General features: G+C 41.3%; 11 protein-coding genes. 8 read left to right on the forward strand and 3 right to left on the reverse strand.

Going from position 1 to position 14,618, the window contains the following annotated elements:
• The first annotated feature begins 32 nt into the window (after window positions 1–32).
• Entirely contained in the window at window positions 33–2,624 is a 2,592-nt protein-coding gene (locus AC6IB1_RS11290) for a hypothetical protein (RefSeq protein ID WP_497566751.1), read from the forward strand.
• A 212-nt stretch (window positions 2,625–2,836) separates the two neighbouring features.
• Here AC6IB1_RS11290 and AC6IB1_RS11295 read toward each other — a convergent pair whose 3' ends face one another.
• The gene (locus tag AC6IB1_RS11295; RefSeq protein WP_032475470.1) at window positions 2,837–3,754 is read right to left on the reverse strand and encodes an IS5 family transposase; all 918 of its coding nucleotides are present in this window, start codon (window positions 3,752–3,754) and stop codon (window positions 2,837–2,839) included.
• A 306-nt stretch (window positions 3,755–4,060) separates the two neighbouring features.
• On the opposite strand from AC6IB1_RS11295, the gene AC6IB1_RS11300 reads away from it, so the two are divergent.
• Window positions 4,061–6,649 (forward strand): hypothetical protein, encoded by a 2,589-nt coding sequence (locus tag AC6IB1_RS11300; RefSeq protein WP_497566752.1) that lies wholly within the window; start codon window positions 4,061–4,063, stop codon window positions 6,647–6,649.
• 161 nt (window positions 6,650–6,810) lie between these two features.
• Here the strand turns inward: AC6IB1_RS11300 and AC6IB1_RS11305 are convergent, their stop codons facing one another.
• Together AC6IB1_RS11305 and AC6IB1_RS11310 are read right to left on the reverse strand one after the other, a co-directional pair.
• Window positions 6,811–8,289, reverse strand: a complete 1,479-nt coding sequence (locus tag AC6IB1_RS11305; RefSeq protein WP_497566753.1) for an EAL domain-containing protein — start codon at window positions 8,287–8,289, stop codon at window positions 6,811–6,813.
• Between the two features lie 175 nt (window positions 8,290–8,464).
• On the reverse strand, window positions 8,465–9,616 hold the full coding sequence (locus AC6IB1_RS11310) for a DUF5666 domain-containing protein (protein WP_497566754.1): 1,152 nt from the start codon (window positions 9,614–9,616) through the stop codon (window positions 8,465–8,467).
• Window positions 9,617–9,707: 91 nt separating this feature from the next.
• On the opposite strand from AC6IB1_RS11310, the gene AC6IB1_RS11315 reads away from it, so the two are divergent.
• The 6 genes from AC6IB1_RS11315 (at window position 9,708) to AC6IB1_RS11340 (ending at window position 13,936) form a co-directional block, all read left to right on the forward strand.
• The gene (locus tag AC6IB1_RS11315; protein WP_497566755.1) at window positions 9,708–10,376 is read left to right on the forward strand and encodes a response regulator transcription factor; all 669 of its coding nucleotides are present in this window, start codon (window positions 9,708–9,710) and stop codon (window positions 10,374–10,376) included.
• The gene (locus AC6IB1_RS11320; RefSeq protein ID WP_497566756.1) at window positions 10,348–11,589 is read left to right on the forward strand and encodes a sensor histidine kinase; all 1,242 of its coding nucleotides are present in this window, start codon (window positions 10,348–10,350) and stop codon (window positions 11,587–11,589) included. Before AC6IB1_RS11315 ends, AC6IB1_RS11320 begins: the two co-directional genes overlap by 29 nt.
• Window positions 11,590–11,605: 16 nt before the next feature.
• The gene (locus AC6IB1_RS11325; protein ID WP_503692967.1) at window positions 11,606–11,887 is read left to right on the forward strand and encodes a cytochrome-c peroxidase; all 282 of its coding nucleotides are present in this window, start codon (window positions 11,606–11,608) and stop codon (window positions 11,885–11,887) included.
• Between the two features lie 152 nt (window positions 11,888–12,039).
• The gene (locus tag AC6IB1_RS11330) at window positions 12,040–12,720 is read left to right on the forward strand and encodes an eCIS core domain-containing protein (RefSeq protein WP_497566757.1); all 681 of its coding nucleotides are present in this window, start codon (window positions 12,040–12,042) and stop codon (window positions 12,718–12,720) included.
• A 9-nt stretch (window positions 12,721–12,729) separates the two neighbouring features.
• Entirely contained in the window at window positions 12,730–13,701 is a 972-nt protein-coding gene (locus tag AC6IB1_RS11335) for a hypothetical protein (RefSeq protein WP_497566758.1), read from the forward strand.
• Window positions 13,702–13,711: 10 nt separating this feature from the next.
• Entirely contained in the window at window positions 13,712–13,936 is a 225-nt protein-coding gene (locus tag AC6IB1_RS11340; RefSeq protein ID WP_497566759.1) for a hypothetical protein, read from the forward strand.
• Window positions 13,937–14,618: the final 682 nt, after the last annotated feature.

Consider the following 14,618-nt stretch of genomic DNA (forward strand, 5'->3'; position numbering starts at 1 on the left):
GTCTCCAAGGATGTCAGTGAGGAAAGTATTTTATGAAAGGCATAATGTCGAATTGTCAAAGTGCAAATTTTTATAACGACGGAAAGAAGAGTGAATCAAATAAAAATGGTTCAAATGTTGAAATTAAAAAAATATCTCATATGGACTTGAGTGGTAAAAAAGCATACACTATAAAGTCAGATAAAGCAGAAAAAACTGAGATTTATGTATCTAACTCTCATATTTCCATGCATAATTTGAAGTTGATAAATTCAGCCATAATAGAAAACATCAATAAAAATGATAAAATATTTAAACAAAAAGAAGCATCATTAAAACATTTAGAAAGTGTTAGTGACATAATTGATGAAATTGAAGAAGGTAATAAAAAATTATCAATTGATGATCTAAAAACGATCTGTGAAAAATATAAAGAATTAAGTGACAACATAAAGAAAAACGAATTTAAAGAGCTGGTTATATTATTATCATTACACATGAAATCCATTATTATTAAAAATAAAATTAGTCATGAGTATGATATCTTAAAAAAAACATACAGTTATCTCAAAGATCCAGGCTCATCCAAGACTAAAAATGTTACCCTAGGATTATCAGCAGGAGTAGATCTTTGTTCTTTAAATGATACTCTAGCATCATTTGGTCCATCTTTAGACATCTCTTTAAAAGCATCTAGTGGCGTTTCCTTAGCGCCTAATGATGAGGCAATGCTCTTTAAGGAAAAAAATGTAAGCGGTATATTAGGTTTGAAGGGGGTAATTTCTGTTGACATTTCTGATACATTAAATATTGGAGCAGATTTTTGTGGTGAAATCCAATACTCTCAAACCAAGATTGAAGAATATAATGATTTAGATCATTATTTAAGTGTAAACAAAATAGAAGAACAAGACAAAAATCTGAAGGTTAAGCAAAACAAACGATCATTTATACTTCAGAAAGCTAGCGACAGTAGTTATCGATTAAACGAATTACTTAATAGTCAATTGGGTATCTGTACAGATTTTTATACCCCTGGTCCTAGCATTAAAGTACCAAACAAGGCGATTGCAACTACAATCTCGGGGGAAGTGAAGGCAAAAACAAAACTTGCTCTAAACACAAAGTTTAATGATTCATTAAGTGTTAATACAAATTTATCACTAGATGGATCTTATTTTAAAAGTATAAAAACAATCAGTGCATTTTCAAGAGAAAGTTTTTTTAATGCTATAGAATCCAATCCAGGTAAATTACATAAACTTCCAACTAGCTTAACTAAACATGCCAAAAATATTGTAAAAGACACTCAAGGAAATACTACTTTTAATTCAATACTAACAGGTCTTAATCTCTTAGAATCTGATATAGAAAAATATTATGAAGTTGTGCAAAAATATGATTGGCAAAGACACAGCAAATATAGAAATGATAGCGAAATAAAAAGTTTAAGAAATGAAAAACACGAAATTGAAGATAGATGGGGAGTAATAGGAAGACACCAGTTTATTCAATTTTTATCTGCATCACATGCATATTTAAGTGGTTTAATTATTGAAAATGATAAAAAAATGATATGTGATGAAGAATATCAAAATATCATGAGTACATTAGATAGGACGAGAAGTTTAATAGAAAATCCTAAAATACATCATTCTCGCGAAAGAAGATATGATATTACGGGTTTTAAGAGCCGCATCCCTCTAAAAATGAGTGATCTTTCAACATCATTTTCTGTCTCAGCGGAATCTGTATCACTGAAGGTCAACATTTTACAAAGAGATTTTTCGCATCCTAGCAGAGTAAGGAATGGACGATACACAAATATCTCTGTAACGGGTACTGTATCGTCTTCATTTCAAGATGTGATAGATAGCCTAGCTCTGAACTCTATGATTGTAGATGCTGCTCAACAGCAAGGGATATCACTCCCCGCAGATATTGACATTGTCCCAGATATTGGCGCGGGCACCACGCATACAAGAATGGTTTGTTATTTCGAACCATCATATGCAAAAGGAACGGATTTTGCTGGACTCGAAAAATGGTTTACCCGGGATACTCAGTCTATATTTGCAAATACAAGTATTGAATTATCAGGATCTATCGCCCCAGGCGTCAGTATTGGTTTTAGTACAAATATTGATCACCAGAAAAATAAGTTCATCCGTGAAAAAATCGGTACTAACAATCTTTCTTACACAATGACAAGATTTAATCGGTACTATTTAAGTGCGAAAAATAGTGCAAACAATAAGCAATGGGACGATTTTTTTAACTTACACTCTATTGAATATGGAACTATGTTCAAAAAATTGACAAATCCTGATACAAAAATTCATAAAGAATCAATGCATTTTTTTGACGAGTTAAAGAAAAAAGCAACCAATGAAGAAAAAACATCAGAAATAGAGCAGTTTCAAGCAGATTTTGAAAAATCCATTGGTGACTATACTAAAGAGATGAACGATACCAATTTTGGAAAGGCTAGAGAACAGTTTGAATATTTTCTCAGTTTACTTGTCGAACCTTGGTTGCAAGAGCATAAAAGTCAGTGGGAAGAGCTTGATATTAGTAAAAGTCTAAATTCTGCCCTTGATAAAAAAACAAGATTAATGAAAAAAATAGGAGTCCATAAACGATAAAGTATGACTGATTTAACAATAGCGAAATACTATAAACTGAGTTATCAGTATTAACTATTAAATTCTATTCAACTCTTAAATATCCATGCAGCCTGACGTACTCATCAAATACGTTAAGCTGCATGGACAATCACCCTATAGCCGCCAGATTAAAATGGCGTTGTTGATCAAATCAGTCACTTAACGTACTGATCCACCGCGAGTTATATCAGTTATCCAACTCGGTAACTCTTAGGCATACCTAGTCTTATGACTTTGTTCATCGCTTTGACATTCGCCAATGCCTCACCAACCTGTGCATTGTAATCACGCAGTGCCAATTGTGGGCTGAGTAACTTTTTATACCGATACATCCCAGTCTCTGAAAGGGAGCGTTGATGATATCCCGCTTCTCGCTTCCATTCTTCCAAGTGACCTGATTTCAAGGCACTCACGGCTTCATTTCGAGGATGACCATCCTCCCAAAAGCCAGCATTGCTGCGCGGCGGAATAGTCGGCTTTATACCTTTTTTCCTTAACACCTGATGGCAAGCTTTTGTATCGTAGGCCCCGTCAGCACTGACCTGTGTGATTTTTCGGCGTAACGGATTGAGCAACGTCGGTAACACTTCATTGTCGCCTACTGATTCCAAGCTGACGACAGCTGAAATGACCTCATGCGTACTGGCATCAATCGCAAGGTGTAGCTTTCGCCAAACACGGCGCTTTTCCTTGCCGTGTTTCCGCATTTTCCACTCACCTTCGCCAAAGACCTTTAAGCCTGTGGCGTCAATAACGACATGCGCTACAGGCCCTCGACTTGGTAAGCGATACTGAACCTCAACGGTCTTGGCGCGCTTGCTGATACAGCTGTAGGACGGTGATTTCAGCGGTACATCCATCAGGACAAATATCGAGTCGAGAAAGCCTTGAAGGGCGCGTAAAGGGAGCTTGAAAATGCCTTTAATCATCAGCGCCGTTTCAATGGCACCATCGGTAAACGTAAAGCCTCTTCCCCGTTTCCCATGGTGCTTTTTGCAGTGCCAACTCTGGATAGCGGCTTCATCAACCCAAAAGGTGACTGAACCTCTATTAATCAATGCTTGATTGTATTGCTTCCAGTTGCTGATTTTGTACTTGGCTTTGCCCATCATCGTCACTCATTTTCAGGTTCTGATGATCTGATCGCGGCACCGATGATTAGTTCAATGATTTAGGAAACAACGCCGATTAAAATGCCTTAGAGTAGCAACTGGGATTTATCATAAATTCTCATGAGTCAGCTTTCCTTGCAGTCATACAATTACGATTTAGTTCATAAAAAAACATATTATTTTCACACATGGAGCAAAAGATAAAAACTTAACAAAAAAAATTTTTCTTGAATATGAATCACGTTAATGCCTATTTAAATTCATATAATTTTCTAGGTCTTACTCAACAAAAAGGATAGTTAAATGCCTATTATTACATCTAATTCAAATATCAATTCTGGCAGAATAAATGAAGAAGATTTATCTAACAGTAACGAAGTAAACCTAGAAGTACGGAAGATATCGAACAATAAAAATAGAACGACATCTCTAGACAGTCATGTTTCACAAATAGAAAGTGAACAACATGCTGAAAAACCATTAATTAAAGTCAATAATGAAAATGGTAGTGTTTTAAGAAAAGACATCAAAGTTGTTCTAGAAAATCTTGAAACAAAAATTAGAACATTAACATCAAGCAGCAAGTTAAACGCTACATTGAGTAATATCAGTAAGATTGTAAATAACAGTAGCAATGACGAATTTACTTTGGATGAGTTAGCATTGCTAGCGCTATATCTAGATAAACTCTCAGGATTATTACCTAAAGGGAATATAAAAGAACTTGTTAAATTAATTAATTTGCAAATGGAATGCAGCTGGGTAAAAATGAAAAGTGACCAGCATCTTCTGAAAAGAATTTCTGAGTTACGATTTATGCAAGAAGCTGGCGCTGCATTCAAGAACACTGTTAGTGTAGGCGGAAGTGTTGGTTATGGATTTGGTGCTAAAGCCAATTCAACAGGCATCATTAAGAGTGTTACAGCGGGATTAAGCGCTGACATGGTGAGAAACGTATTTGTTGACGATGACCAAACTATATTTGAACAGCATTCAAAAGGATTATCTCTAAATGGTGGAGCAGACTGTGATTTTACCGTGGCTAACTTAGGCGTTAAAGGTCAAGTTAAAAAAGAAAAAATTCTACAGAAAGAGTTCTCTTCTGTGGAAAATTTTGCTAGGTATGAGGATATTAGATTTTCGTTACGGAAAATGAAAAACTCTTTTGTTGACAAGCTTTCATCAAGTTCAACTAAAAGTTTACATCAAGCACAACGAGATGCGTGCAACACATCAATCAGGCTTAATCAATTAATGCATTCTGTGCTAGGTTTGAATGCAGATGTTTTTTGTATAAAACCCTCTATCACTGCACCTAATGAAGCAAATATAAATGTGACTTCAGCCGATATAGGCGGAAAAACGAATGCTGGGCTAAGAAATCTAAGCGTGGGTATAGGTGTATCAGCCAATCAATCGCTAACCCTAATTGATATTAAAGCAGAAGGATATCAGAAATTTGTAGAAGATCTAAAAAGAGTCAGTGAACTGCCCTCTGAATTCTACGTTAGAATAAAAGATGAAATTGATCTAGATAGCAGCAAAGAAAATTTATTAAAGCTGTTAAGTATGCTGGAAGCAGACGTTTCTGATTATAACAGTATTGTAAAGAGATACGATGGTGAAAAGTTAAACAATAACGCCAATAATGCTTTGAAAAATGCTCTGAAGGCAGAAAAGCATGCCATCGAAGATCGATGGTCAGCAATAGGCCGGCATCAATTCTTACAATTTGCAGCAGCCGGCCATGCATATATCAGTAAGCTTCTTATTGATGCTAACTTTGACGATATGAATGCCATCGATAGGTGTGAAGCGTTAATATATAACCCAGATTTCGCATGCTCAGCAGTGAAGCTCAGAAAATTAACCACGCTGCCTAAAGTATTGAAGTTGAAAATAACAGATAATAAATCCAGTTTTGGATTATCAGTAGGCCCTTTCTCCGGAAAACTGGAGATCAATCACCGAGACTTTAAGCATTGCAGCCGAGTAAGGGATGGCAAATATATTGATGTTATTGTAAGTGGCCAGGCTTCTGCAGCACTCAGCATGCTAAACATCAATACACTGAATGAAAAAATAAATGAAATACTGACAGAACAAGGTCTTAATAGTATTGTTGGTTCGGTGAGTTTTACCCCTGACATGAGCGGCAGTGTTACGCTTTCACATGTCTCTCGATGGTTTAAGCCTAATTATAGTCAACATGATAACTTCCCTGGGGATAAAGGATGGAGAAAACAGTTTACCCGTACAGCGGTAGCAACCAACCTAGGAGGAAGTATAAGTGCATCTGGTGGTGCGGGTGTTGTTTTGGGCGCTAGTTTAAGTGCCAGCGAAAGTAAAACAAAAATAAGTAAAGAACACATTGGCACTCACGATTTAACATATACTATTGCTCGATTCAACCATGCTTATACAAACAACGGGTCTAAAATAGACAATGATGAATGGAAGCATTTCTTTGAAAAAAATAAACTCAGTTATGTAGATCTTTTCAAAAACATGGCTGATAAAGACAGTGCGTTATCAAAAGAAGTTTCTTTCTTTTTCAAAGAACTAAAAGATCGAGCCTCTGCCTCACAGAATGAAGAAATAATAAGGCTAGAAAGTAAGTTCTTCGATGCAATGAAAAAAGTGAGAGAACAACCATTCAATGAAGAGGTATTTAATGAGGCTAGGGTTTTTTTCGAAGAGTTTTTAGAAAGACAAGTGTCTCCGTGGCTTGACATCATAAATAAAAAATGGTGGAAACCAGATACCTATAAACAGACCACACTTAGCGGAAACAGTTTCAGAACAAGAGTGTTGAGGGTTCTTAATATACACCCTAGGGATAAAAATAATATCGAGAAATTTAAAGAAATACCAGATATTTCTAGATTATGATACGGCTAGTATTTATATGTGAACATGATTCCACATGCAGTGTATTAATTCAATTCATGACTAACTGTTCGCGTTAATTCAACACTTAACATCTATGCAGCCTACGTTTGCTTTAGGCTGCATAGTACAGTGCGTATGTGCATAGTATGCTCAAAATGAATCTAGATGAGATTTTCCAAAGGCTCAGGTTTAGCAAAAAAGAAGCCTTGAATCAGCCTGACTCCACGCTGTTTGAGATAAGCTACTTGGGCTTCATCATCAACACCTTCGGCTATTATTTCGCAGTCAATATCACTACCTGACTTAATAATAGAGTCGAGTATTTTTCGCTTTCCATCACTCGAACCAATGGTATCTACAAACAATTTATCAATCTTGATGCTTGTAATCCCCAAGGTATGTAGATACGAAAAACCACCAAAACCGACGCCGAAGTCATCAATTTTAAATTCATATCCCTTATTTTGCAGATATAAAATCTCTTTTTGGGCTCGTTCTAGATTTTTAAACGGCATCCGTTCAGTGATTTCAAACTTTATCCGTTGTGGACTCGGCCAATTCAGCTCTGCCAACAACTCTGATAGTGACGACGTTTCCAAATGAGACGGCACAATATTGATGCTCACCCAAACTTCTTTTGGCAATTTTTGCAAGTCATTAATGATTTTACGAATCACTTGTTCAGTAATGGGAACAATAAGATCGCTCTCTTCAGCGGCACCAATAAACATACCAGGAGGCACAATCTCATGATGTTTTTTCCAGCGCAATAATGCTTCATAACCGACGACCTTACCTGTTGTAATATTAATGATAGCTTGGTAGTAAGGAATAAACTGATTGTGTGTTATCCCTCTTTGTATCAGTTCAGTAATCGATTCTTTTTTCCCTTGAAAAACAAGATATATCAGAATAAAAATAAGACCTAATAAAGCAGATATAGGAATGCCGCCGATCAATAATAAGTGCGTTGCAAATTCACGCGCTTTTACTCCAGTAAAAATCTCTATATCAATATTTAGATCACTATTTTTTAATTTATACTCTAAAGATTCATCCTCTAAAGGAATGTTTTCGTTACCACGAACAACAGAAAGTTGACTAAGTTCTTTATCGTTATAGTAGAATTTAACAAAATAACAGTCTTTACATCGAGCGTTGATTTTTTCGCTCACCCAGCTGTTATCAAGCACCCAATAGAGATGGTGTCCATTCAATGAGTATTGAATAAAGAATTCCGCATGTTTGTTTGACGTTAACCCTACACGAAACCCTATAGGCAAATGTGTAGATTCATCATGTTGTAACTCTTTGATACCGATAAAGTCTCCCAGAGTTGAACAGGATTTTCCATCAGCCGTATACATACCCACGAATCGGACGTAGTGGTTATAAAACTCAGGGTTATGCAAGGTTTGAATATCGTCCTCAGAACAATCGTAGTTAAATTTCAACAACTGTTGCATGATCACATTATTGATATGATCAGAGCGCGCCTCAACATACTCGTTCAGTTCTTGGGCTTTAGATTCCTGCATGGTTGACTGAACCAAGGCAACAAGAGGATTGAATGCAAGAAACAGAGCACACAAAGGTGTAAGACCAAGCAATAATGCGGTGATTTTTATTGTTTTTTTCAATATTCCTAATCCCAGGACAATATATCGTTAGTCAATCCTACTGCGTTTGGTGATTCCCCAAAACAAGATACATGAAAATCCCCGTTACAAAATATGACATGCAGCGGGGATGCTTAATTTTAGATAAATTTAAAACGGTTTAAAACGGGTTTTAAACGCCTAGATATATTAGATATTAGTCGTCGCCATCTTCTACGCCAATCTCACTGGCGATATAGTCACCATTAACGACATAAGCCTCGACTTCGATACGCTTTCCATTAAGTGCGTCAAACGATAAGCCATCTTCATAGCGTGTATTGTGGTTTGTATATACGGTAACACCACCTACCACAAAGCTTTGCGTGTTGACATCAGTGCTTTGAACAACCCCTTCTATGTCACGATCGTTTTCAGCCCAATCGTTGTCATAGCGATCATTTTCAAACTCAACCTCTGTCGCAATGTTGCTGCCACCCGAACGACGTGATGTCACTTCCACGCGGGCTCCCTGTTTTAATAAGCCTTTAAAGCCATCCTCAAAACGTGTGCCATTATTAACAATAAAGCGACCACGGTAATTGAGTTCAAACGAAGACTGATCGTTCGCTACCCAGGTCACCAGTCCTTCAACTTCGGTGCCATCGTTGATGTCATCATAGTCGGCTACTTCGACTTCTGTGGCATTCAGTGTTGAAGCGGTAAATTCACCTGTCACTTCCACCCACAGTCCATTCGATAGCATTGCACCATTTTCAATGAAGGCATTTGCGTAATCCACGTTCAAGGAGGCCCCCAGGGTAAATGTCCGGTTGTTCGCATCAAGGTTCGATACCACGCCTTCCACTTCATAGAATCCGTGTAAAGAAGAGTCTTCAAACTCCACCACTGAAAGGACTTGATAACTGCCAGTCGCTGTTGGCAATGCGGAGACCATCACCCAATCACCATCCTGAATATGTGCAGGAAGTGAAGAAAATGTCAGATCCACGCCGTTAACAGTAAATGTTCCCTTGGTTCTGTCGATATTACTGATAACACCAGTAATCGTGGGTTCCAACGTAACCTGCACATCACCTGCGGCGCGTCCCAAATTGTTCGCACTGGAGACAGAGACCAACATGTTAGGTTTAACATCAGCAAGTACAACATCTTGCCCAGCATAACTCACATTCGCCACAGGGTAGGTATAACCATTCACTGTAATTGTGTTGCCGGATACAGCATCGACTGTTCCTTGCACTGCGGCCGGATTAACGGTTGCGTTAACAGGTTGATCGCCGCCTGAGCCCCCGCCACATGCTGTCAGGGTTAAACTAACGACTGAAATCATTGCTAACTTTTTCACTTATGAGCCCTCTGATTGACAATATCCAAATTCATTTCCTGTATCATAGAGAGCCAAACGTGAAGCGTTCGTAAAGAAAGGCAGTGGTACAATGAAAATTCTCGTTGTCGATGACAGTCATCATGTTGCTGAAACCATCTCGGACTATCTTGAGCTTCAGGGCATGGTGACTGATCATGCATATCATGGGGAAGCCGCGGTTCGTCTGGCTCAAGAGAATGAATATGATGTCATTATTATGGATATCATGATGCCCAAGACCGATGGCATATCTGCGGTAAAAAAGCTACGTGAAGAGATCCTTTGCCAAACTCCGATCCTGTTTCTCACAGCCAAAGATCGCATTGAGGACAAGGTTGCTGCATTCAACGCCGGTGGTGATGACTACTTATTAAAGCCCTTTAGCATGGAAGAGCTTTGCCTGCGGTTACACGCTCTGGCGAATCGGGGCCCCAGAAAAGATGTGGGAAAACTCACCTTCGCCGATATTTGTCTCGACAACCAAACTGAAGAAGTCACACGGGACAATAAACCGATCAAAGTCAGCCGGATTCAGCTGAAAATACTTAAGGTGTTGTTACGCCATGCACCGGGGATTGTCAGTAAACAACTCTTGATAGAATCGGTATGGGGAGAGGATTCCCCACCCAGTGACGCACTACGCAGTCACATTTATGGACTTCGCAACGCACTGGATCGCGGTTTTGAACAATCACGTTTAGAGACCATTCATGGACAAGGTTATCGACTCAAAGCCTAAACATTACCCAAGTATTTATTGGAAGATACTCTTAAGTTTTGGCTTTTTCATCATTATCACTTTCACCGTTTTCGGCATGGTTATCTATCAGGCACAAAACCAGATGGAAGTAATAAGCCTTCATCACTGGCTGGATACAGAAGCCAAACAGTATCGAACAGAATACTTGAAAGTCGGAGACGCCGCCGCGCTGCCAAACCCGTCTGAATTTTCAACATACTTGAGTCAACAATCCGCACCCGATTGGTTGAAAGCATATCAAACACCCGGCTTTTTCGAGCATGTGCTTGGCACAGAAGATAAACACTTTCTTGTTGCCCCTCACCCATCTGGCCACGATCTGATGTATATCGTTTTTCAGGATGATGCTGACGACTATTTGGATGAGTATGAATCAAGCCTACACACCAATACGCTACTGATCGGGGCGGTTTCGTCTTTATTGATGGCCCTTTATGGCAGTTATGTGGTGTATTCACTGGCACGCCCTTTAACCCGAATAAAACAAAAAATTATGCAGATGCCTCCGAATGAACCCGTTTTTGGTGTAGACACAGCATACGAAGAGACACGATTGATTGAGCAGGCCCTGCTCGATTCAAAAAATGATATCTCGGCGTATTTTCAACGAGAAAAGGAATTTAGTCGGTTTGCATCACACGAATTACGCACGCCTATTATGGTGATACAAGGTTCAACAGATTTACTGGCTCAAATACCCACACTGCCTTCTGTTGCCCAAAAGGCGGTAATACGGCTACAAGCAGCCAGCACTCAAATGCGTGTGTTAACAGAAGCGTTTTTACTGCTTGGCAAAGCACACATTGAAGATCACCATTTTTCAACCCAACGCCTGAATGATTCGCTCACCCAACAGTTGACAGAAATGGCACCACTTTTCGCCAAACAAGGGACCAACTATCAGCTTTCTATCTCTGCTCCTGCCACCGTTCATGCTCCTTCAAGCTTTATCTCAATCATCATCAACAACCTGATCAAAAATGCGTTCAGCTATAGCATTGGTGATATCGACATTTCTCTGTCCACGCACACCCTTACTATCACCAACCGGCATAACGGCCATGAAACCTATAATGCAGGATACGGTTGTGGCCTGGTTATCGTGCAGCGTATCTGCGAACGGATGCATTGGGCATTCAGCACTGAAGATAATGGCTATCAGTTTGTAGCCACAGTCAGATTTTCATCTTAAAAGAGGTGAAAATCGATTGGGTGTTTTTCCTCTTAAATTCCGCCTTGCAGCACCGCACGTAAAGCATGAGCCATACAAGATTGAGCGCACTTACCCGTATTTTCACGATGGCTCTGTATGGGATCTGAAAGACGCAGTGAAAATCAAGGCTGACGTTCAGCTTAACTCTAAAATGACAGATGCAGAAGCCAATAAAGTGGTCGAATTCCTGAAATCCCTGAGTGGCGAAATGCCTCAGATTACCGTACCCAACCTCCCACCGTCTGGCCCGCAAACACCGCGTCCGGACGTAGGATAACAAAAACACAGGGCAGCATTACGCTGCTCTGCTTTTTCACGCCAACCGGAAGAAAAAACGTGTGCTTCGGATTATCAGATCCAATACGGCGAAATAAACACAACGGGCCTACGTTTAAACATTGAGGTAACGCCCGGATCAAAGATCTTCCCATGTACGCAGCACAAAAAACAACCGTAAAAACGAAATCTCAAAACAAGGTTCAGGCTTCGGGAACAAGCGGTGTAGACTCACATTCACCGGTTCAGCGGTTTTCCCCCCAAACACAGCTCTCTTCTTTTAGCCTTTCCACGCAATTTACCCGTAAAAAAACAGGGGAAGCTGAAGCAAAAACAGCCGGTGAATTGTTCCACCATCACGTGACAGAAAAAACCGGTCAGGAAACCCCATCGACACCAAAGTCAGACCGGCGCCGGTTGCCTACGCCCAATTACTTATCAGGACAGGGTGCGCCATTACCGTTCTCTTTACAGTCAGCAATGTGCCGATACTTTCACCAGCCATTTTCACAGGTAACAATTCACAACTCCCCGGCAGCCCACACCGCATCTCAAACCCTGAACGCACGGGCATTTACCATAGGCAACCATATCGCTTTTGGTCGCGGAGAATATTCTCCCCATACCCGCGCAGGGCAATCACTCATCGCCCATGAACTGGCCCATGTTGTTCAGCAACGTCAGGGAAGAGTATCGGCATTACCTGCCTCTTTGCGTTCCCGGCAAAACGTAGAAACCATGACAACGGCCGAACTCAACACTCAAATCGAATTGCTGCTGGAATGGCTGAACAGTCAGGAAACCAATTCAGAAGAACACCATCATTTGCGTTAATACCTTGAGATGATGGAGTATGAACGGCAAAGCCGTGAGCTGAGTACAGAGCCACCCACGCCGCCCCAGCCTCCGCCTGCCCAACCTCCCCGCCTGCCCGCTTCCAGTGCTTCGACGCCAGCCTCTACACCGCAGATTGCAACCATGACGCTGGTAAGCAGCGGAGGAAGTGGGTCAGGCCCAACCAGAACACCCCTCACTCCCCAGGAAATGTTTCGCATCATTACCGACCAGCGGGCATGGCATTTCAGCCCAGGGAGAGGTCAGGTAATTGAAGACCCAGCCGGTGTTGGCCGGGGAGTCGGCCCGGCGACCACAGGGAGACCTGCTCACGTTCCCCGGGCATCGAGACCTGCCGGTTCAACCGTCTTTGCCTCCATGCAGCTCATAGATGCTCAGGGCAATCAGGTAGCGCTCAGTTACGGTGAACACCCCCAATACCGTGCACCACACGCTGAACAGGGCGCAACATCGGCACTGAGACAGGCCATACCACATGGTGCCGATATTCAGGGCGGCAGATTAGTGGTCGTTCTTGATCAGGTCCCCTGTGGACCAGGAAGCGCAAACTGCATGCAAACACTACGAACGACGGCAAGAGAGTTAGGTGTGGGATTGGAAGTCCTGTTGCCAGAACGCCAGGCACAACGTGGCACACGAACAGTGCGACCACGCACCGCCGCAATGGGATCGCAACGCACGGATATGCCACGAGTCAGGCTGGTCAGGTATGCCCCACTGTATCGCGCCCCACCAGCCAGAAGGGCGCCGGCCGGGGATGGAACCACGGCCGCCATCGGAACGCCAAACATGTCGGGCCTGAATGTGGGTGGACCTTCGGCGCGCGGTGAAGCCATCGGCGCAGGGATCACCATTGCATTTATGGGCGCTAACTTTATCCTCAATGAAATCAATGATTACATTCAGCAGCAGCGCGTAGAAGAAGCATTGGTGGGCATCACTGGAAACCTACCGGAGTGAGCACCGACAAATGGGTACCTTGCTGGTCTTTCGCTATACCCAGCAGGAAGCCACACAAGATGAGGCAAGGCGGACCTGGCGCAACACACCGGAAATTCACGCCTCACCACAAGGAAGCCGGCAATCGACACAAACTGTCTGGATCCCGCCTATCCAGCGGCCGCAACACGGGCATTACGAACACCATTCCCCAGAGAGGAACTGGCCACGTTTGCAGCAGGCCGGGCTGAATTGATCCCGCCTTCCCCGGCTATAATGTTTCAGCCGCGTTAGTGTTTCCCGCCGACAATGCCACTAAACGGCTTTTTTCACAAACGCCAGTAACAAGAGATAACCTCCGCCAACTGAGAAGCTACACCAACATCAGAAAAGCCAGATGGGTCAGGCCTGAAAATATCCAGCTGCTTGATTAAGGCCTGTTGACGTTTCAAGGTTGTTTTGCAAAAGATCAACAGCCCTGATTTTAGGCGAGTTATGAAACAGGAAATTTTGGAGTCTGAGATACCGTCGATTCGTAACACCCATTTTCTTTAAGATAGAGAGAACAAGAATTCAACAACTTATATAAACCCTGTCTTTCATCTTCTGGAATAGCCAGTATCTGCGGGTTAAGAGGAGGGATCACCGGTGACACATTCCTAACTCTCTTTGCTGGTAGCGGCGGTGGCATGTCGTCCATTTCGACATAATTGCCCTCAGCTTTTACAGGGCTCATCGTTACGTACACTGGATCTAAAGACTGTTTAAACATATTCGTCCTCTATTGGCGATAAATATCTAAGGGACATGATCAGAAAAACAAACAGAGCATGCCCAGAAACGTAAACAATACTCCTCTAAGATGACGAAAATTTCATGTGAAAAAAAATCAAAAAAAAGTCATATCGAATCACGTACCAATTGGCACTGACTTTTCA

It is taken from the genome of Grimontia sp. THUN1695, from assembly GCF_059704325.2.

Bases quoted from the DNA above. Each gene is read 5' to 3' on its own strand.
- AC6IB1_RS11320 (WP_497566756.1), top strand. From the start codon at position 10,348: ATGGACAAGGTTATCGACTCAAAGCCTAAACATTACCCAAGTATTTAT.
- AC6IB1_RS11290 (WP_497566751.1), top strand. From the start codon at position 33: ATGAAAGGCATAATGTCGAATTGTCAAAGTGCAAATTTTTATAACGAC.
- AC6IB1_RS11330 (WP_497566757.1), top strand. From the start codon at position 12,040: ATGTACGCAGCACAAAAAACAACCGTAAAAACGAAATCTCAAAACAAG.
- AC6IB1_RS11315 (WP_497566755.1), top strand. From the start codon at position 9,708: ATGAAAATTCTCGTTGTCGATGACAGTCATCATGTTGCTGAAACCATC.
- AC6IB1_RS11335 (WP_497566758.1), top strand. From the start codon at position 12,730: ATGATGGAGTATGAACGGCAAAGCCGTGAGCTGAGTACAGAGCCACCC.
- AC6IB1_RS11340 (WP_497566759.1), top strand. From the start codon at position 13,712: ATGGGTACCTTGCTGGTCTTTCGCTATACCCAGCAGGAAGCCACACAA.
- AC6IB1_RS11295 (WP_032475470.1), bottom strand. From the start codon at position 3,754: ATGGGCAAAGCCAAGTACAAAATCAGCAACTGGAAGCAATACAATCAA.
- AC6IB1_RS11300 (WP_497566752.1), top strand. From the start codon at position 4,061: ATGCCTATTATTACATCTAATTCAAATATCAATTCTGGCAGAATAAAT.